This window comes from Rubrivivax sp. A210 (assembly GCF_904426505.1).
In the GTDB taxonomy this organism is placed as follows: domain Bacteria; phylum Pseudomonadota; class Gammaproteobacteria; order Burkholderiales; family Burkholderiaceae_C; genus Rubrivivax.
In genome coordinates, this window is sequence record NZ_CAJGBN010000001.1 from 285462 (window position 1) to 304339 (window position 18878).

Consider the following 18878-nt stretch of genomic DNA (forward strand, 5'->3'; position numbering starts at 1 on the left):
GGGTCCGCCATCAGGCGGTGTGGCGTTCGAGCAGCGCGTTGAACTCGCTGGCCTTCTCCATCATCACCATATGGCCGGCGCCTTCCAGCACCGCCACGGTAGCCCCTGCCGGCGCCTGGCTGGCATGGGCGGCGGGGATGATGCGGTCGTCCTTGCCCCACACCACCAGCAGCTTCTTGCCCGCCTTGGCCAGCTCCAGCCCCGGGCTTTCGGTCTGGGCGCCGCCGGCGAACTGGGCCGCCGCCAGGGCCTGCAGCGCCTCGGTGACACCGTCAAGCCGTTTGTAGCGCAGCAGATCGTCCAGCAGTTGCCGGCTCACCAGCTCGGGGTTGGCGAAGAGCTGCTCCACCACCGGCTTCAACTCGCGCCGCGAGCCTGCGTTGATGAAGCCCTGGATATAGCCCTCGTTGATCTCGGCGCCCAGGCCGGCACCGTTGACCAGGGTCAGGCTGGCGACGCGGTCGGGGTGGTCGATCGCGATGCGCGAGGCGATGGCGCCGCCCAGCGAATGGCCCACGATGTGGACGCGGTCGACATCGATCTGGCCCAGGAAGCCCACCACGCAGCCGGCCAGCGCCGCCAGCGTGGCGCCCGGCAGCCGCGGCGTCGACTGCCCGTGGCCGGGCAGGTCGAGCGCGATCACCGGCACCTTGGCCGCCAGTGCGTCGAGGTTGAACATCCAGTTGCCGAGATCGCCGCCGAAGCCGTGGATGAAGAGCAGCGGCACGCCCGCCGTCGGCCCGCGCCGGGCATAGCGCAGGCGCAGGCCGTCGACCTCGGCAAAGTCATAGGCCGGGCCTGCGTCGTCGTCGCCCGCCGCCGCCGCCGGCACCACATAGGCGGCGATGTAGGCGTCGATCTCGGCCTCGCTCACTGCAGGCTCGGCCAGCACGCCCAGCAGCGCCTTCACCGGCAGGGTGTCGCCGGCTTGCGCCACCTTGCGGCGCAGCAGGCCGGGGTCGGGCGCTTCCACCGCGTTGGAGATCTTGTCGGTCTCAACGTCCAGGATGGGCGTGCCGACCGCGATCTCCGTGCCCTCGTCGACCAGCCAGCCCGAGATCGTGCCCTCGCGCATCTCCAGGCCCCACTTGGGCATCACGATGGGCGTGATTCCAGCAGCCATCTAGTTGCGCCCCCCGGCCAGCGTGCGCTTGACGGCCGCCACCACCTGGGCCGCGCTCGGGATGTAGAGGTCTTCCAGCACCGGCGAGAAGGGCACGGGCACATGCGGCGGCGCCACCATCTCGATGGGGCCCTTGAGCGCCTTGAAGGCTTTTTGCGCGACCTGGGCCGAGATGTCGGTGGCGATGTTGCAGCGCGGGCTGGCCTCGTCGATGCAGACCAGGCGGCCGGTCTTCTCGACGCTTTCGATCACGGTGTCGATGTCCAGCGGCGACAGCGTGCGCAGGTCGATCACCTCGCACTCCACGCCTTCCTTGGCCAGCGCGGCGGCGGCGTCGAGCGCGCGGTGCACCATCAGGCCATAGGCCACCAGCGTGACGTGCTTGCCGTCGCGCACGATGTTGGCTTCGCCGAAGGGGATGGCATAGCCGCCCTCGGGCACCTCGCCCTCGAAGCCGTAGAGGTTCTTGTGCTCGAGGAAGATCACCGGGTCGTTGTCGCGGATGCTCTGGATCAGCAGGCCCTTGGTATCGTAGGGCGTGCTCGGGCACACCACCTTGAGGCCGGGGATGTGGGTGAACAGCGGCGTCAGCATCTGGCTGTGCTGGGCCGCGGCGCGAAAGCCGGCGCCGCACATCGCGCGGATGACCACCGGGGTCTCGGCCTTGCCGCCGAACATGTACTTGAATTTCGCCGCCTGGTTGAAGATCTGGTCGAAGCACACGCCCATGAAGTCGACGAACATCAGTTCGGCCACCGGGCGCATGCCGCAGGCGGCGGCGCCGATGGCGGCGCCGACATAGGCGCTCTCCGACAGCGGCGTGTCCATCAGGCGGTCGCCGTGCTTGGCATACAGGCCCTTGGTGACGCCGAGCACGCCGCCCCAGGCGTCGCGTTCGCCATCGCCGCCGGCGCCGCCGACGATGTCCTCACCCATCACGATCACCGTCGGGTCGCGCGCCATCTCGTGGTCGAGCGCCTCGTTGATCGCCTGCTTCATGCTGATCTTGCGAGCCATGTTCTTGCTCCTCTTGCTCAATAGGTGACGTAGACGTCGGTGGTCAGGTCGGCCAGAGTCGGCTGCGGCGCCGCCTTGGCGGCGACGACGGCGCTCTCGATCAGCCCCAGCACCTCGTGGTCTATCGCGGTCAGTTCGGCCGCGCTGATGACGCCGGCGCCGGTGACCGCGGCGCCGAACTTCTTCAGGCAGTCGTTGTGGGCACGGTTGTGGTCGTTCTCGCCAGGCGCGCGGTAGGTCTGGGCATCGCCCTCGAAGTGGCCGTGGAAGCGCACCATCTTGCATTCCAGCAGCGCCGGGCCGCCGCCCTTGCGGGCGCGCTCGATGATCTCGCCGGCGGCCTCGTGGACGGCGAAGAAGTCGGTGCCGTCCACCGTCACGCCGGGCAGGCCGAAGCCGGCGGCGCGGTCGACATAGCTGTCCACCGCCGTGCCGTAGTCGCGGCTGGTGCTCTCGGCGTAGCCGTTGTTCTCGACCACGAAGATCACCGGCAGATTCCACACCGCGGCCAGGTTCAGGCTCTCAAGGAAGGTGCCCTGGTTCGACGCGCCATCGCCGACGAAGGTGATGGCCACCTCGCTGGGTTGCCCCTTCTTCGCGCGAAACTTGGCCGCCAGCGCGGCGCCGCAGGCCAGTGGCGCGCCGGCACCCAGGATGCCGTTGGCACCCATCATGCCGCGGCCCAGGTCGGCGATGTGCATCGAACCGCCCTTGCCGTTGCAGGCGCCGCCCGAGCGGCCGTAGATCTCTTTCATCATCGAGACCACGTCCACGCCCTTGGCGATGCAGTGGCCGTGGCCGCGGTGCGTGCTGGCGATGCGGTCGCCGTCGCCCAGGTGCATCATGATCCCGGTGCCGGCGGCCTCTTCACCGGCATAGAGGTGGACGAAGCCGGGGATGTCGCCGCGGCCGAAGTCGATGTGCAGGCGCTCCTCGAATTCGCGGATGGTGCGCATCGTGCGGTAGGCCTGGAGCAACTGCTCGCGGGATTGCGGGAAGGGATTTCCTGCCATGGCTTGTCTCCTGTGAAGTCCCATCAAAGGGTCGTTGTGGTGGTGGTGGGAAAGCGGAGCAACCCGTCGCGGGCGGCAACCGCCATGCAACAGGCCACGTCCAGGGTGTGAAAGGCGTTCTCGCGCAGTGTCATGCTCACCGCCTGGCCGGGCTCGAAGGCGAGTTCGCGCTCGCCGTCCAGGGCCACAGTGCCGGCGCTGGCGCTCACGGCCAGCGGCTCGTCGGCCACCATGCGCTGCCAGCTGCGGATGGGCACCGGCCGCACCATGCCCGGCGCGATGGGGGCGTGCAGCAGCAGCAGCGCATGGGCCTCGTCGCGCGCCAGCTGCACAGCCAGGCCGCCGCTGTCGCGCCGGCCCACCGGCTGCAGCAGGCCGCCGATGGCCGACAGGCCTATGGCCTGGGGGTCGGCAAAGGCCAGGTAGGCGGCGTCCAGCGACTGCGTCTTCCACAGCGCACGCGCGCCGATGCTGCGGTCATGGGTGATGACGGCGTCGACGATGGCCACGTCGCGCCGGCCCGGGCCGTGGCTGTCGGCGATGTACACCTCGATCAGCTTGTTGGGCGCCAGCGCCTCGGCGGCGGCGATGCGGCCGCTGGCATAAAGGCCCACCGCCATGCCGACGATGGTGGGCTCGCGCATTTCGGGAAATGCGTTGTTGGTGCCGGTGGAGAGGCCCGCGATGGGAATGGGCGCGCCGCCCTCGACGAGCTCGCGCACCACGGCGCGGTGGGTGCCGTCGCCACCCAGAACCACGATGGCGGCGACGCCGGCCTGCTGCATCAGCCGCGTGGCGGTGAATGTGTCGTCGACGGTGGACGTCGGCTCCATGTCCAGGAACTCGATCTCGGGCAGGCCATGATCGTGGCCGCGCCGCAGGTGGCGCTCGAGCAGCGCGCGAATGCCGCCGCGGTCGGGCATCACCAGCGCCCGCTTGACGCCGCAGGCGGCGGCGGACGTGAGCACGCGCAGCACGATGTTGACGCGGTCGGTGATCTGCAGATTGCCGGCATTGGCGACGATGCGGCGAATGTCGCGCGCCGACACCGGGTTGGCGACGATGCCGATGCAGGGTTCGCGGACAGGGTTGGCGGCAGTCAAGGCGGTGGGCGCTGCGAGGTCGGGATGCAGCCCTTTCCGCAATCGGCGTGCCACCGCGCCGCCGCCAGCCCTCTTGCCTCGCAGCGGCCCCTCAAGCCCTGGTGCAGACCCGGGGCCGTGCGACTGTCACGCCGGGACAGCTGTCACAGCCCGGGCTGTGACAGGTGCAGCATCAGTGCCCGCTCTGGTTGGGCGAGCGAATGCCCCAGCGCTTCATGCGCCGGTACAGCGTCATGCGCGACAAGCCCATCTGGTGGGCCACGGCGCTGACGTTCCACTGCGCCGCACGCAGGTATTGCAGCAGCAACTGGGCTTCGGGCAACGCGGCCACGGCGCCCTGCGGCGGATGGCCGGCTGTTGCGGCGGCGGGCGCGGCGGCGGCCAGCGCGTCGGGAAAGTCACCGACCTCGATGACCCCGCCTTCGCAAACGGCGCGGGCGAAGTCGACCACGTTGCGCAGCTCGCGCAGGTTGCCGGGCCAGGCGTGGGCGCGCAGCACCTCTTCGGCCTCGCGCGAGATCGCCACCGGCGGTTGGCCCTCGCGCAGCATCTTCTGCAACAGCCAGGGCAGGTCGCGGCGCTCGCGCAGCGGTGGCAGTTTGAGGTGGGCGCCGGCCAGGCGGTAGTAGAGGTCGTCGCGGAAGCGGCCCTGGCGCACCAGGGCCTCGAGTTCGCAATGGGTGGCGGCGACGACGCGGATGTCCACCTTCACAGGCTCGGTGGCGCCTATGGGCAGCACCTCGCGCTCGGCCAGCACGCGCAGCAGGCGCGCCTGCAGTGCGCGCGGCATGTCGCCGATCTCGTCGAGGAAGAGCGTGCCGCCGTCGGCGGCCTGGATGAGGCCGCGCTTGCCCTTGGCCAGCGCGCCCGAGAAGCTGCCGGCCAGGTGGCCGAAGAGCTCGCTCTCGATCAGGGTCTCGGGGATGGCGGCGCAGTTGACGGCGATGAAGGGCTTGTCGCGGCGCTGGCTGGATTCATGCAGCGCCTTGGCCAGGACTTCCTTGCCGCTGCCGGTCTCGCCGGTGATCAGCACGCTCACCGGGGTGTCGACGATCTTGGCCGCGCGCTGGATCTGGCGCAGCAGCTCGGGGTCGCCTCCGGTCAGCTGGGCCAGCGGCGCCGGCATCGCTGGCGCGGCCGGCACCAGCGCGTGCATTGCGGCGGGCGGCGGCGGCACGGCGTGCAGAAAGAGCACGCGGCCAGTGCCGGCCAGCGTGACGGCGCGGCGGTCGCCGGGCACGGCGCGCATGAAGCGGCCGAGGTCGCCGAAGCGCAGGTTGAAGAGCTGCTCGAAGGGCAGGCCCAGCACGCTGGTGCCGGCCGCCGCTTCCAGCATCAGCTGGGCCTGGCGGTTGTGGCCGATCACCCGCCCGGCGGCGTCCAGGGCCAGCAGGTGGTCGGGGCTGATCTCGACGAATTCCGGCGAGGGGTGGAGCTTGAGCACCCAGTCCTTGCGAAACCAGCGCAGGAAGTTGGCGTTCTCGACCCGGCTCGAATAGACCTTGACCAGTTGCAGCGCCAGGTGCTGGCTGCTCTTGGCCTGGGGCGAAGTGAGCGCCGAGATATCGAGGATGGCATTGAGCCGCCCCAGCGGGTCATACACCGGCGCCGCGGTGCAGGTGAGCGGGATGTGGGTGGCGTCGAAGTGGTCGCCCTGGTGGACCGTGAGCGCCTGGCCGGTGGCGATGGCGGTGCCCACGCCGCAGGTGCCGGCCAGCGGCTCGCTCCAGTCGGCGCCCAGATAAAGGCCGGCACGGCGCAACGCCGGGTCGAGTTGCAGATCACCGATGAAATCGACCGTGACGCCGCGCGCATCGGTCAGCAGCACGCAGTAGCCCATGCCGGCGACCTGCTGGTACAGCGCCTCGAGGCCGTGGCGCGCAATGTGCAGGAAGTCGTCGATGCGGTCGCGGTGCTCGCGCCACTGCTGCTGTGGCAGGATCACCGCCTCCTGCATGCGCGTGGGGTCGAGCCGGTGCGTGTGGACGCAACGCGTCCACGACTCACGGATGATGGCGTCGGGCGTGGCCAACTCCGAGAGTGGCGGCGGTAGGGGCAGGCCCTCGCCGGCGAGCGTCATCACCGCGTGGACGTGCTCGCGCTGTCGCATTTCCATGGCTGTCTCCGGCCGGGCGCGTCGTGCGCGCCTTTTGTGTGGCGGCACTGTACACGGCCGCCCCCGGGGCGTTGCCGCCGCAGCCGCTTCAGGGCGGCGGCGCCACCATCGGCCAGCCGCGGCGCTTCCATTCGCTCATGCCGCCTTCGACAAAGCGCACATGGCCATAGCCGCGTTCGCGCAACGCGCGCAGGGTGGCGCTGGAGCGGTTCTGCGTGTTGCAGATCAGCAGCACCGGCTGCTTGGAGTCGGTGGGAATCTCGGCCAGGCGCGTCTTGAGCTGGCTCATCGGCAGCAGCCGGGCGCCGGCAGCCACGCCGCGGGCGTGCTCCTCGGGTTCGCGGATGTCGATCAGGAGCGCGCGGCCGGCGCCGAACTCGGCCCTCGCCTCGTCCAGGCTCAGCGCGTCGGCGCTCGCGGCGGCGGCGAGCGACGCAAGGCCGGCCAGCAGCAGGCCGGCGGCGGCACGCAGGGCCGCGCGGCGCGCGGCGCCATTCATGCGATGCGGGTTCGAAAACATGGGCGGGCTTTCATGGCAAGGCGCCGATGATATGCCCGCCAGGGTATACGACACTGACAGATCGGGGATGGACCCGGCACGCGCCAGGGCCGAAACTGCCGGCCCCGCTGCCCCGGCGCAGCGCCTTCATCAGGACCCTGCCATGCCCAGCACGCGAGCACCCAGCCCCGCCGAGAATGCCAAGATCGTCAAGAAGCGCAAAGCTGCCAGGGCCGCCACCCGCCTGCTGATCCTGGTGGCCACGCGCAAGGGCGCCTGGATCTTTCACGGCGACGCCAGGCGCAAGACCTGGACCGCCGACGGCCCCCACTTCCTGGGCCACACCGTCAGCCACCTGAAGCTCGACCCGCGCGACGGCCGCACCCTGCTGGCGGCGGCGCGCACCGGCCACCTCGGGCCCACGGTGTTCCGCTCCACCAACCTGGGCAAGAGCTGGAAAGAGGCGAGCCGGCCGCCGGCCTTCGCCAAGGCGCCCGAGGGCACGGTCGGGCGCACCGTCGACCACACCTTCTGGCTCACGCCCGGCCATGCCGGCGAAAAGGGCAGCTGGTATGCCGGCACCTCGCCCCAAGGCCTGTTCCGCTCGGAGGACGGCGGCGACACCTGGACCGGCCTGCCGGCCGTCAACGACGACCTGAAGCTGCGCGAGTGGATGGGCACGGTGCAGGACGGCACGCCCGACGGCCCCAAGCTGCACTCCATCATCGTCGACCCGCGCGACCCCCTGCACCTGATGTTCGGCATGTCGGGCGGCGGCGTACACGAGTCGCACGACGGCGGGCTGAGCTGGCACACCTTGATAGCGGGCATGGAGGTGGTCGGCGGCTTCGACCCTGCCAACGTCGCCTTCCACGACCCCCACTGCCTGCGCCTGTGTCCCACCAACCCCGACCGCATCTACCAGCAGAACCATTGCGGCATCTACCGCCTCGACCGCCCCGGCAACACCTGGCAGCGCATCGGCCGCAAGATGCCCAAGAAGGTGGGCGACATCGGGTTCCCCATGGTGGTACACCCCTGCGACCCCGACATCTGCTGGGTCTTTCCGATGGACGGCAGCGATGTCTGGCCGCGCACCAGCCCGCAGGGGCGGCCGGCGGCCTATGTCACGCGCAATGGCGGCAAGACCTGGCAGCGCCTGGACCAGGACCTGCCTGAAGAGCAAGCCTGGTGGACCGTCAAGCGCCAGGCCATGACCGCGGACGCGCAGCCGCAACCGGCGCTTTACCTGGGCACGACCAGCGGCGAGCTCTGGCTGGGCCGCGACGAGGGTGAGCGCTGGTCCTGCATTGCGCGCCACCTGCCGGAGATCTACGCCGTCGAAGTGGCCGAGCTGGCTGCATGACGTCGTGCTGGTGCTGATCCCGAGCGCGCTGCGCTCCTACACGCGGCAGACGCGGGTCGAAGCCAGCGGCGCGACCCTGGGCGCCCTGCTGGCCGATCTCGACCGCCGCCATCCGGGGTTGCGCTTTCGCATGGTCGACGAGCAGGACAGGCTGCGCCCGCACATGCGCGTCTTCGTCAACGGCCGCGCCGTGCATGAGCTGGCGCAGGCGCTGGAGCCCGACGACGACGTCGCCATCGTGCAGGCGCTCAGCGGCGGCTGACAGACAGGCAGGCGGGCGGGCAGGCGGCGGCCGGTGGAACAATGCCGCCCATGAAACTCTTTGGCATCGCCGGCTGGTCCGGCATGGGCAAGACCACCTTGCTCGAGCGTCTGACGCCCGAGCTCACGCGGCGCGGCCTGGTGGTGTCGCTGATCAAGCACAGCCACAAGCACATCGACGTCGACCGCCCGGGCAAGGATTCGCACCGCCTGCGCGAGGCCGGCTGCTCCGAGGTGCTGCTGCTGGGACACGACCGCTGGGCCCTGATGCACGAATTGCGCGGCGCACCCGAACCCTCGCTGGACTACCTGGTCTCGCGCCTGCAGGCCTGCGACCTGGTGCTGATCGAGGGCTTCAAGCACGGCGACTTTCCCAAGCTCGAGGTCTGGCGGCCGGCGCTGGGCAAGGAACTGCTGTGGCCGCAATGGCCCGGCATCGCCGCCATTGCCAGCGATGGCCCGGCGCCGCCGCGCGCCCCGGGCGAGGCAGATTTGCCGGCCTGGCTGGACCTGGCCGACACGGCGCGGATTGCCGATTTCGCGCTCGCCCACGCCCGCCCGGCCTGAGCGCGGCGCTGGCCTTGGCGCAAGGCTCACGGCCCCTGCGCCACGGGGCTTTGCAGCGGGCCGCAAAGGGTCTAAGGTCATGGCGACATCGCCGCACCCAAGAGGCCACCATGTACAAGAAGATCCTGCTCGCCTATGACGGCTCCGAGTCGGGGCAGAAGGCCCTGCTCGACTGCCACGATCTCGCGCAGTGGAGCCACGCCGAACTCTTCCTGATCGCCGTCAGCCCCTCGCCCGCAGCCGCCACCGGCTTCGAGGTCGGCTTCTTCGACGGCGCTCTCGATGAGGCCCAGCGCAAGCGCTACCAGGAGGTGCTGGAGGAAGGCCTGCGCCGGCTGCGCGACGCCGGCCATGCGGTGCAAGGCGAAGTGCTGGTGGGCGACCAGGTGGCCGAGATCACCGAGCAGGCGCGCAAGCTCGGCGCCGACCTCATCGTCGTCGGCCACAAGCACCTGGACAGCTGGGCCGCACGCTGGTGGCGCGGCTCGTCGTCGCCGGCGCTGATCGAGCACGCGCCCTGCAGCGTGCTGGTCGTCGTGACCTGATGGCAGGCTCTCAGCCCAGCGCCAGGCGCAGGGCGGTGACGAAGTCGGCCGGCTTGTCGGCGTGTACCCAGTGGCCGGCGCCGGCGATGGTATGCACGGTGGCGCGCGGGAACAAGCGCTTGAACTCGGGCACGTCCGTCGCCGAGACGTAATTGGAGTTGGCGCCGGCGATCAGCGTCGCCGGGCCCTCGTAGCGCCGGCTCAGCAAATCGGGCGGAAAGCTGCTCAGCGCCGGCACGGCCGCGCCGATGGCGGCGAGGTTGAGGCGCCAGTCGAAGTGGTCGTTGCGGGCCACCAGGTTCTGCAGCAGAAAGGGCACGACGGCCGGCTCGGGGATCATCGAAAGCAAGCGGCGCTGCGCCTCGGTGCGGCTGGCCAGGGCCGTGGCGTCCAGGCTGCGCATGGCCTCGACATAGGGTGACATGCGGTCGCCATAGGCCACCGGCACGATGTCCACCACCACCAGGTGGCCCAGGACCTCGGGGCTTTCGAGGGCCAGCGCCATCGCCGTCTTGCCACCCATGCTGTGGCCCACCACGGCCGGGCGCCCGAGCCCCTGGTCGGCGATGAGGGCGCGCACGTCATCGGCCATCTCGGCATAGCCCATGGTGTCGGCCCAGGGCGAGGCGCCGTGGTTGCGCAGGTCGACGCAGTAGACGCGGTGGGTTGATGCCAGCGCCCGCGCCACCGAACGCCAGTTGTTGCCCGAGCCGAAGAGGCCGTGCAGCACCAGCAACGGGGGGCCCTCGCCGGTGACTTCAAAAGCCAGTTGCAGTGCCATTGCCTCATCCACCTCTCTTGCGCCAGCCCGGGATGCTAACGATTGGCCTGCGGAAGTCGAGGAACTGTGGGTGGCGGGCTGGACAATTGCATTTGTTGATACGCCATCGCGCGATATTGGCGAAAACCCCGATCCAACGATGCAATACCGTATCAAACGTGATCATCCCTGTATCGATGCCCGCACGGCCTGCCGCCTACAGTTGCGCCCGTCGATGCCCGCCATGCATCGCACGCCTGACCCAACAGAACCCCTGCGAGGAGACACCGCATGACGACACTCAAGGCATCCCTGGTCCTGGCCTTCGGCCTGGCCGCCGGCCTCAGCAACACCCACGCCGCCACCGAGATCGTGGTGGCCACCGTCAACAACGGCCACATGATCGAGATGCAGAAGCTGACGCCGCACTTCGAGAAGGCCTTCCCCGACATCAAGGTCAAGTGGGTCACGCTGGAAGAGGGCACGCTGCGCTCGCGCGTGACCACCGACATCGCCACCAAGGGCGGCCAGTTCGATGTGATGACCATTGGCATGTACGAGACGCCGATCTGGGGCAAGAAGGGCTGGCTCAAGGAGTTGCAGCCGGGCGCCGCCTATGACGTGGACGACCTGCTGCCGGCCATGCGCAACGGCCTGTCGGTGGACGGCAAGCTCTTTGCCGCGCCCTTCTACGGCGAAAGCTCGATGCTGATGTACCGCAAGGACCTCACCGACAAGGCCGGCGTGAAGTTCGCCGACCGCCCGACCTGGAACGACGTGCGCGACGCCGCGGCCAAGATCCACGACCCCAAGAACGGCGTCTACGGCATCTGCCTGCGCGGCAAGCCGGGCTGGGGCGACAACATGGCCTTCCTGTCAACCATGGCCAACAGCTTCGGCGCGCAGTGGTTCGACATGTCGTGGAAGCCCCAGCTCGAGAGCAAGGCCTGGAAGGACGCCGTCACCTTCTATGTCGACCTGCTCAAGAAGTACGGCCCGCCCGGGTCTTCGGCCAACAGCTTCAACGAGATCCTGGCGCTCTACAACGAGGGCAAGTGCGGCATGTGGATCGACGCCACCATCGCCGCGTCCTTCATCACCGATCCCAAGCAGAGCAAGGTGGCCGACAAGGTGGCCTTCGCGCAGGGGCCCTATGCGGTGACGCAGAAGGGTGCCAACTGGCTGTGGGCCTGGGCGCTGGCCATTCCCGCCGGCACCAAGAACACCGATGCGGCGCAGAAGTTCATCACCTGGGCCACGTCCAAGGACTACATCAATCTCGTGGGCAAGGAAAAGGGCTGGGCTTCGGTGCCCACGGGCACGCGCAAGTCGACCTATGCCAACCCCGAGTTCATGAAGGCAGCCCGATTCGCCGCCGCCGAGAAGGCCGCCATCGACAGCGCCAATCCGAACGACAGCACCCTGCCCAAGAGCCCGTACGTGGGCGTGCAGTTCGCCGCCATCCCCGAGTTCCAGGCCATCGGCATTGCCGTGGGCCAGCAGATGAGCTCGGCCCTGGCCGGCAAGACCACGGTGGACGCCGCGCTCAAGGCCTCGCAGACCGCGGCCGACCGCGAGATGCGCAAGGGCGGATATTACAAATAGCCCCCCGAAGCGCCTGCGGCGCCTCCCCTCAAGGGGGGCGCCGCCAGCGGCCCGGCTATGCCGGTTCCGCGGCGGCCGCTTGATGGGCCGTGGCGGTCGGCGAATCTCCGCGGCGACCGAATGAATCGACCGTGCTCTTGACGGGAGTCTGCAATGACCCGACTGCTGCCCAGGGCGCTGATGGCGCCGGCCGTGGTGACGCTCTTCCTCTGGATGATCGTGCCGCTGCTGATGACGCTGTACTTCTCGGCCGTGCGCTACAACCTGATGCAACCCGGCGACAAGGAATTCATAGGCCTCGCCAACTTCGAATACTTCGTCACCGACCCCGACTTCGGCCCCTCGGTGACCAACACGCTGATGCTGCTGAGCGCGGTGATCGGCATCACCGTGGTGCTGGGCGTGGGCCTGGCGCTGCTGGTGAACGAACCCTTTCCCGGCCGCGGCCTCGTGCGCGTGCTCTTGATCTCGCCCTTCTTCGTGATGCCCACGGCCAATGCGCTGCTGTGGAAGCACATGATGATGAACCCGGTCTACGGCGTGCTGGCCCAGGTGGCCATCTTCTTCGGCACCACGCCGGTGGACTGGCTCACCGACCACCCGCTGTTCAGCGTGATCCTGATGGTGGCCTGGCAGTGGCTGCCATTTGCCTGCCTGATCTTCATCACCAGCCTGCAAAGCCTGGACCGCGACCAGATGGAGGCCGCCGGCATGGACGGCGCCAATGCGCTGCAGAAGTTCTGGTTCCTCACCCTGCCCCACCTGGGCCGGCCCATCGCGGTGGTGGTGATGATCGAGATGATCTTCCTGATGAGCGTGTTCGCCGAGATCTTCACCACCACGGGCGGCGGCCCGGGCAACGAGAGCACCAACGTCGCCTTCCTGATCTTCAAGCAGGCGCTGATGAATTTCGATGTCGGCGTGGCCTCGGCCGGCGCCCTCTTCGCGGTGGTGCTGGCCAATATCGCCGCCATCTTCCTGATCCGCATGATCGGCAAGAACCTGGACTGAGAGGCGCAAGATGAAGCACTTCGCATTGATGCTGCGCACCGTGGCCGCCTGGTCCATCACGCTGCTGGTGGTGTTCCCGCTGATCTGGCTGGTGCTCACGGCCTTCAAGACCGAGCAGCAGGCCATCGCGATACCGCCGCAGCTCTTCTTCACGCCCACGCTGGAGAGCTTTGCCGAGGTCAACCTGCGCAGCGACTACCTGCTGTTCGCGCGCAATTCGGTCATCACCAGCTTCGTCTCCACGCTGCTGGGCCTGGCCATCGCGGCGCCGGCCGCCTATTCGATGGCCTTCTTTGCCACGCGCAAGACACGCGACATCCTGATGTGGATGCTGTCGACCAAGATGATGCCGGCCGTCGGCGCCCTGGTGCCGGTTTACGTGATGGCCCAGACCGCCGGCCTGCTGGATTCGCTCACCGCGCTCATCATCGTCTTCACGCTGAGCAACCTGCCCATCATGGTGTGGATGCTTTATTCCGGCTTCAAGGACATCCCGGCCGACATCCTGGAAGCCGCGCGCATGGACGGCGCCAATGTCTGGGGCGAGTTCCTGCATGTGATACGCCCGCTGGCCATGGGCACGCTGGCCTCCACCGGCCTGCTGTGCCTGGTGATGAGCTGGAACGAGGCCTTCTGGTCGCTCAACCTCAGTTCGGCCAAGGCCGGCACGCTGGCGACGCTGATCGGCTCCTACTCCAGCCCCGAAGGCCTGTTCTGGGCCAAGCTGTCGGCCGCCTCGCTGATGGCCATCGCGCCCATCGTCGTGGTCGGCTGGTTCAGCCAGAAGCAGCTCGTGCAAGGCCTGACCTTCGGCGCCGTCAAATGACCCGCCCCCGCAGCGCCTCATAAACTGACCAGGAGCAAGCACATGGCATTCCTCGAACTCCAGGGCGTCGAGAAACATTTCGGCAGCCTGCGCGCCATCAAGGGCGTCGACCTGAAGATCGAAAAAGGCGAGTTCATCGTCTTCGTCGGCCCCTCGGGCTGCGGCAAGAGCACGCTGCTGCGCATGATTGCCGGCCTCACCGAGATCGACGGCGGCAGCCTCACGCTCGACGGCCGTGACATCACCAAACTGGCCTCGTCCAAGCGCGACCTGGCGATGGTGTTCCAGAGCTACGCGCTCTACCCGCACATGAGCGTGTTCGACAACATGTCCTTCGCGCTGCGCCTGGCCAACGTGGATAAAGCGGTCATCCAGCAGAAGGTGCAGCGCGCCGCCGAGATCCTCAACCTCGTGCCCTATCTGCAGCGCACGCCCAAGGAGTTGTCCGGCGGCCAGCGCCAGCGCGTGGCCATCGGCCGCGCCATCGTGCGCGCGCCCAAGGTCTTTCTGTTCGACGAGCCGCTGTCCAACCTCGACGCCGCGCTGCGCGGCCAGACGCGGGTGGAGATTGCCAAGCTGCACCGCGACCTCGGCGCCACCACCATCTATGTCACGCACGACCAGGTCGAGGCCATGACCCTGGCCGACCGCGTGGTGGTGCTGCGCGACGGCCAGATCGAGCAGGTGGGCACGCCGCTCGCGCTGTACGACCGGCCGGCCAACCAGTTCGTCGCCCAGTTCATCGGCACGCCGCAGATGAATGTGCTGCCGGCGGCCAAGCTGCCACAGCTGGCCGAGGTCGGCGGCATGGCGGTGCCGGCCGGCGGCTTCGTCGGCCTGCGGCCCGAGGACATCCGCGTCCAGCTGGCCGGCCAGGGCCAGTTGCAGGGCACGGTGGAGCTGGTCGAGGCCCTGGGCGCCGAGACGCTGATCCATGTGGCCACCAGCACCGGCGCCATCGTGATCTCGCGCCAGAACAGCCGCACCACGCTGCACGCCGGCAACCCGGTGGGCCTGTCCATAGACGCCACGGCAGCCCACCTCTTCGACGACCAGGGCCGGCTGGCGCGGCCCGCCAGCGGCGGTGCCAGCCAGGCCAGCGCCTGAATCCAGCCCCGAGGAACCACGCATGAGCAGCTTTCAAAACCCGCCCCTGGTGATGCTGCACCTGGGCCTGGGCTCCTTCCACCGCGCCCACCAGGCCGTCTACCAGCAGGCCCTGCACGACGCCGGCGACATGCGCTGGGTGCTGGCCGGCGGCAACATCCGCGCCGACATGGCCGAGACGATGGCCGCCCTGCAGGCCAGCGGCGGCGCCTACACGCTGGAGACCGTGAGCCCGGCGCTGGAGCGCCGCTACCAGCGCATCACCGCCATCCGCCACATCGTGCCGCACGATGCGGCGCTGTCGGGCCTGATCGCCGTCGGTGCCGACCCGGCCACGCGCATCGTCTCCTACACCGTCACCGAGGCCGGCTACTACCTCGATGCCGCCAACAAGCTCGACCTCGACTTCCCCGACCTTGCCGCCGACCTCGAGGCCGCCCGCGCCGGCCGGCCCCACCCGTACACGCCCACGATCTACGGCGCGCTCACCGCCATCCTGCGCGCCCGCCGCGCCGCCGGTGCCGGCCCGCTGACGCTGTTGAACTGCGACAACCTGCGCCACAACGGCGACCGCTCGCGCGGCGGCCTGCTGCAGTTCATCGAACTGGCCGGCGACACCGAACTGCGGGCCTGGGTGCAGGCAAACACGACCAGCCCCAATGCCATGGTCGACCGCATCACGCCCCGCCCCACGGCCGAGGTGCGCGCCCGCGTGCTGGCCGCCACCGGCACGGACGACCCGGCGGCACTGATGGGCGAAAGCTTCATCCAGTGGGTCATCGAAGACCGCTTCGCCGCCGGCCGCCCGGCCTGGGAGACCGTGGGCGTGCAAATGGTCGATTCGGTCGACGCCTACGAGGAAGCCAAGATCCGCCTGCTCAACGCGCCGCACAGCGGCATCGCCTGGGCCGGCACCCTGGTCGGCACCACCTACATCCACGAGGGCACGCAGAACCCGGTGATAAGGCGCATGGCCCACGACTACGTCACCGATGACGTCATTCCCGTGCTGAGCCCCAGCCCCATAGCCCTGGCGGCCTACCGCGACGTCGTGCTCGACCGCTTCGGCAACCCGGCCATCGCCGACACCAACCAGCGCGTCGCGATGGACGGCTTCAGCAAGATTCCCGGCTTCATCGCCCCCACTTTCCACGAGCGCCTGGCGCGCAACGAGAGCATCGCCAGCGTGGCCATGCTGCCGGCCCTGTTCCTGGCCTATCTGCAGCGCTGGCACCGTGGCCAGATTCCCTACGCCTACCAAGACCAGGCCATGGACCCGGCCGTGGCCCACGCCATTTGCGCCAGTGCCGACCCCGTGGCCGCGCTCTGCGACTGCGTGCCGCTGTGGGGCCGGCTGGCCGGCGACGCGCGCCTGGTGGGCGCGCTGCGCGACGCCGCGGCCCGCGTCGAACGCTTCGTGCAGGACCACAAGGCGTGAACACCGCCCCCCGTTGAGTTGAACACCATGCCGGCACGAGGCCCATCCCACCCTCGCCTGCGCCAGCGCCAGCCCGAGCTGGAGCGCGACCACACGCGCAACCCGGCCCTGGGCTACGAGGCGCCTGAGGACAGCGGCGTCATCCGCTGCCTGGCGCACGGTTTCCCGACGCCGCTGGCGCGCTGGCACCACCACGACGAGTTCGAGCTGCACCTCATCGTCGCCACCTCGGGCAAGGCCTTCGTCGGCGACTGGATAGGCCCCTTCGAGCCCGGCCACCTGGTGCTGACCGGGCCGCGCCTGCCGCACAACTGGGTCTCGATGGACGTGCCCGAGGGCGGCGTCGCGCTGCGCGACCTGGTCATCCAGTTCCCGCTGGCGCCCATTGCCGCCGCAGCCGAGAGCCTGCCCGAGCTGGCCGAGCTGCGGCCGCTGCTCGAGCGTGCGCGCCATGGCGTCGAGTTCTTCGGCATGGCCGATCGAGCGCAAACGCAGTGGCAGCGTGTCAAGCAGGCGCGCGGCCTGCGGCGGCTGGCCGCCTTTGCCGACTACATGGCCGATCTGGCGGCCTGCACCGATTACCGCATGCTCTCGGCCGTGCAGATGCAGGCCGATGACGACGACGCCGGCCTCGACCAGATCAACCCCATCGTCAACCGCCTGATGGCCGATGTCTCGCAACCCCTGGTGGCGGCCGAGGTGGCGGCCGAACTGGGCATGAGCGAAAGCCGCTTTTCGCGCTTCTTCCGCCGCACCACGGGCAACAACTTCACCGATTTCGTCAACCGCGTGCGCATCAACCGCGCCTGCCAGCTGCTGATGGAGTCCGACCGCAAGGTGGGCGACATCTGCTACGAGGTCGGCTTCAACAACCTGGCCAACTTCAACCGGCGCTTCCTCGAGATCAAGGGAATCACGCCGACCGAGTTCCGCCGCCAGGCCGAGAGCCGCTTCGCCGGTTCACAGGCCTGAACCCGCACCCGGGCCCACCATGTACCTCGGCCTCGACCTCGGCACCTCCGAACTCAAGGCGCTGCTGCTGGATGAGCAGCACCGCATCGTCGCCACCGCCGGCGAGGCGCTCACGCTGCAACGCCCACAGCCGCTGTGGAGCGAGCAGCACCCGGCCGACTGGTGGGCCGCCTGCGACCGCGCGCTGCAGCGCCTGGCCGCCGCCCAGCCGACGGCGATGGCGCGGGTGCGCGCGCTGGGCCTTTCGGGCCAGATGCACGGCGCGGTGCTGGTGGACGCCGCCGATGCCGTGCTGCGCCCGGCCATCCTCTGGAACGACGGCCGCAGCGGCGACGAATGCGCCGAACTCGAACGGCGCGTGCCGCGCCTGCACCAGATCGCCGGCAACCTTGCCATGCCCGGCTTCACCGCACCCAAGCTGCTGTGGGTGGCCAAACACGAGCCCGAAGTCTTCGCCCGCGTCGACGGCGTGCTGCTGCCCAAGGACTGGCTGCGCCTGCAGCTGTGCGGCGAGCGCATCGCCGAGATGAGCGACGCCGCCGGTACGCTGTGGCTGGACGTGGCGGCGCGGCGCTGGAGCCCCGAGCTGCTGGCCGCCTGCAGTCTGAACGAGGCGCAAATGCCGCGCCTGGTGGAAGGCAGCGAAGCCGCCGGCCGCCTGAAGCCCGAGCTGGCAAAGCGCTGGGGCCTCCCTGCCGAGGTGCTGATTGCCGGCGGCGGCGGCGACAACGCGGCCAGCGCGGTGGGCATGGGCGTGGTGCGGCCGGGCGAAGGCTTTGTGTCCCTCGGCACCTCGGGCGTGATCTTCCTCGCCGGCGCCGCCTTCCAGCCCAACCCGGCTGAGGCCGTACATGCCTTCTGCCACGCCCTGCCCGGCCGCTGGCACCAGATGAGCGTGATGCTCAGCGCCGCCAACAGCCTGCGCTGGGTGACGCAGTTGCTGGGCCAGCCCGACGAGGCCGCGCTGCTGGCCCAGGTGGCCACGCTCAGCGATGATCAACGCGCCCGTGCGCCGCTCTTCCTGCCCTATCTGAGCGGCGAGCGCACACCGCACAACAACCCGCACGCCCAGGGCGTGTTCTTCGGCCTGACGGGCGACCACGGCGCGGCGGTGCTCGGCTACGCGGTGATCGAGGGCGTGTCATTGGCCCTGCTCGACGGTTGGCTGGCCCTGCGCCAGGCGGCGGGCAATCAACCCCTGGAGGCGGTGGCAGCGCTGTCGCTGGTAGGCGGCGGCGCCCGCAGCGCGCTGTGGGCCCAGTTGCTGGCCGACGTGCTGCAGGTGCCCTTGCACACCCACACCGGCAGCGAGGCCGGCGGCGCCCTCGGCGCGGCCCGGCTGGCCTGGCTGGCCGATCTGGGCGAGCAGGGCGTGGCCGAAGTTGCCGCCATCGCCCGGGTCTGCCTGGCACCGCCCATCGCGCAGCGCTTCGAGCCCTCAAGCACCGCGCTGGCCATGCTCGAGGTCCGCCATGCCCGCTTCCGGGCGCTGTACAAGGCCGTCGACGGGCAGTTCGAGGCGGCTGCCTAGCCCGACTTTTCCCTTCGA

The 18878-nt window shown here is 69.5% G+C and carries 18 protein-coding genes; 11 read left to right on the plus strand and 7 right to left on the minus strand.

From position 1 onward, the window contains the following. Positions 1 to 10 precede the first annotated feature (10 nt). The 6 genes from JMV16_RS01245 to JMV16_RS01270 all read right to left on the minus strand — a co-directional run bounded on the left by JMV16_RS01245 (position 11) and on the right by JMV16_RS01270 (position 6892). Positions 11 to 1123 carry an acetoin dehydrogenase dihydrolipoyllysine-residue acetyltransferase subunit gene (locus JMV16_RS01245; RefSeq protein ID WP_201492332.1) on the minus strand — a complete coding sequence of 371 codons (1113 nt, stop codon included), beginning with the start codon at positions 1121 to 1123 and terminating at the stop codon, positions 11 to 13. Then, the gene (locus tag JMV16_RS01250; protein ID WP_201492333.1) at positions 1124 to 2140 is read right to left on the minus strand and encodes an alpha-ketoacid dehydrogenase subunit beta; all 1017 of its coding nucleotides are present in this window, start codon (positions 2138 to 2140) and stop codon (positions 1124 to 1126) included. It abuts the gene before it with no gap. Between the two features lie 17 nt (positions 2141 to 2157). Beyond that, on the minus strand, positions 2158 to 3153 hold the full coding sequence (locus tag JMV16_RS01255) for a thiamine pyrophosphate-dependent dehydrogenase E1 component subunit alpha (protein WP_310737064.1): 996 nt from the start codon (positions 3151 to 3153) through the stop codon (positions 2158 to 2160). Positions 3154 to 3176: 23 nt separating this feature from the next. Continuing rightward, a complete protein-coding gene (locus tag JMV16_RS01260) occupies positions 3177 to 4256 on the minus strand; it encodes an ATP-NAD kinase family protein (protein ID WP_201492335.1) in 1080 nt (359 codons plus the stop codon). A gap of 172 nt (positions 4257 to 4428) precedes the next feature. After that, entirely contained in the window at positions 4429 to 6372 is a 1944-nt protein-coding gene (locus tag JMV16_RS01265) for a sigma-54-dependent Fis family transcriptional regulator (RefSeq protein WP_201492336.1), read from the minus strand. An 88-nt stretch (positions 6373 to 6460) separates the two neighbouring features. After that, a complete protein-coding gene (locus JMV16_RS01270; RefSeq protein WP_236580299.1) occupies positions 6461 to 6892 on the minus strand; it encodes a rhodanese-like domain-containing protein in 432 nt (143 codons plus the stop codon). Between the two features lie 142 nt (positions 6893 to 7034). On the opposite strand from JMV16_RS01270, the gene JMV16_RS01275 reads away from it, so the two are divergent. The 4 genes from JMV16_RS01275 to JMV16_RS01290 all read left to right on the plus strand — a co-directional run bounded on the left by JMV16_RS01275 (position 7035) and on the right by JMV16_RS01290 (position 9610). Next, on the plus strand, positions 7035 to 8237 hold the full coding sequence (locus JMV16_RS01275) for a sialidase family protein (protein ID WP_201492337.1): 1203 nt from the start codon (positions 7035 to 7037) through the stop codon (positions 8235 to 8237). 4 nt (positions 8238 to 8241) lie between these two features. Continuing rightward, a complete protein-coding gene (locus JMV16_RS01280; RefSeq protein ID WP_201492338.1) occupies positions 8242 to 8499 on the plus strand; it encodes a MoaD/ThiS family protein in 258 nt (85 codons plus the stop codon). Positions 8500 to 8549: 50 nt separating this feature from the next. Beyond that, complete coding sequence (gene mobB / locus JMV16_RS01285) at positions 8550 to 9065, plus strand: molybdopterin-guanine dinucleotide biosynthesis protein B (protein WP_201492339.1); 516 nt, start codon at positions 8550 to 8552, stop codon at positions 9063 to 9065. Between the two features lie 110 nt (positions 9066 to 9175). Further along, positions 9176 to 9610 carry a universal stress protein gene (locus JMV16_RS01290; RefSeq protein ID WP_201492340.1) on the plus strand — a complete coding sequence of 145 codons (435 nt, stop codon included), beginning with the start codon at positions 9176 to 9178 and terminating at the stop codon, positions 9608 to 9610. A gap of 10 nt (positions 9611 to 9620) precedes the next feature. On the opposite strand, the gene JMV16_RS01295 is transcribed toward JMV16_RS01290, so the two are convergent. Next, a complete protein-coding gene (locus tag JMV16_RS01295) occupies positions 9621 to 10391 on the minus strand; it encodes an alpha/beta fold hydrolase (protein ID WP_201492341.1) in 771 nt (256 codons plus the stop codon). Positions 10392 to 10661: 270 nt separating this feature from the next. On the opposite strand from JMV16_RS01295, the gene JMV16_RS01300 reads away from it, so the two are divergent. The 7 genes from JMV16_RS01300 (at position 10662) to xylB (ending at position 18860) form a co-directional block, all read left to right on the plus strand. Continuing rightward, positions 10662 to 11975: an ABC transporter substrate-binding protein gene (locus JMV16_RS01300; RefSeq protein WP_201492342.1), complete on the plus strand. Its 1314-nt coding sequence runs from the start codon at positions 10662 to 10664 to the stop codon at positions 11973 to 11975. Positions 11976 to 12128: 153 nt separating this feature from the next. Continuing rightward, positions 12129 to 12986: a carbohydrate ABC transporter permease gene (locus JMV16_RS01305; protein ID WP_201492343.1), complete on the plus strand. Its 858-nt coding sequence runs from the start codon at positions 12129 to 12131 to the stop codon at positions 12984 to 12986. 10 nt (positions 12987 to 12996) lie between these two features. Further along, the gene (locus JMV16_RS01310) at positions 12997 to 13812 is read left to right on the plus strand and encodes a carbohydrate ABC transporter permease (RefSeq protein ID WP_201492344.1); all 816 of its coding nucleotides are present in this window, start codon (positions 12997 to 12999) and stop codon (positions 13810 to 13812) included. A 42-nt stretch (positions 13813 to 13854) separates the two neighbouring features. Beyond that, entirely contained in the window at positions 13855 to 14919 is a 1065-nt protein-coding gene (locus JMV16_RS01315; RefSeq protein ID WP_201492345.1) for an ABC transporter ATP-binding protein, read from the plus strand. Between the two features lie 52 nt (positions 14920 to 14971). Further along, positions 14972 to 16357, plus strand: a complete 1386-nt coding sequence (gene dalD, locus JMV16_RS01320; protein ID WP_201492805.1) for a D-arabinitol 4-dehydrogenase — start codon at positions 14972 to 14974, stop codon at positions 16355 to 16357. A 27-nt stretch (positions 16358 to 16384) separates the two neighbouring features. Further along, positions 16385 to 17329, plus strand: a complete 945-nt coding sequence (locus JMV16_RS01325; protein WP_201492346.1) for an AraC family transcriptional regulator — start codon at positions 16385 to 16387, stop codon at positions 17327 to 17329. Between the two features lie 19 nt (positions 17330 to 17348). Continuing rightward, positions 17349 to 18860 (plus strand): xylulokinase, encoded by a 1512-nt coding sequence (gene xylB / locus JMV16_RS01330; protein WP_201492347.1) that lies wholly within the window; start codon positions 17349 to 17351, stop codon positions 18858 to 18860. Positions 18861 to 18878 lie beyond the last annotated feature (18 nt).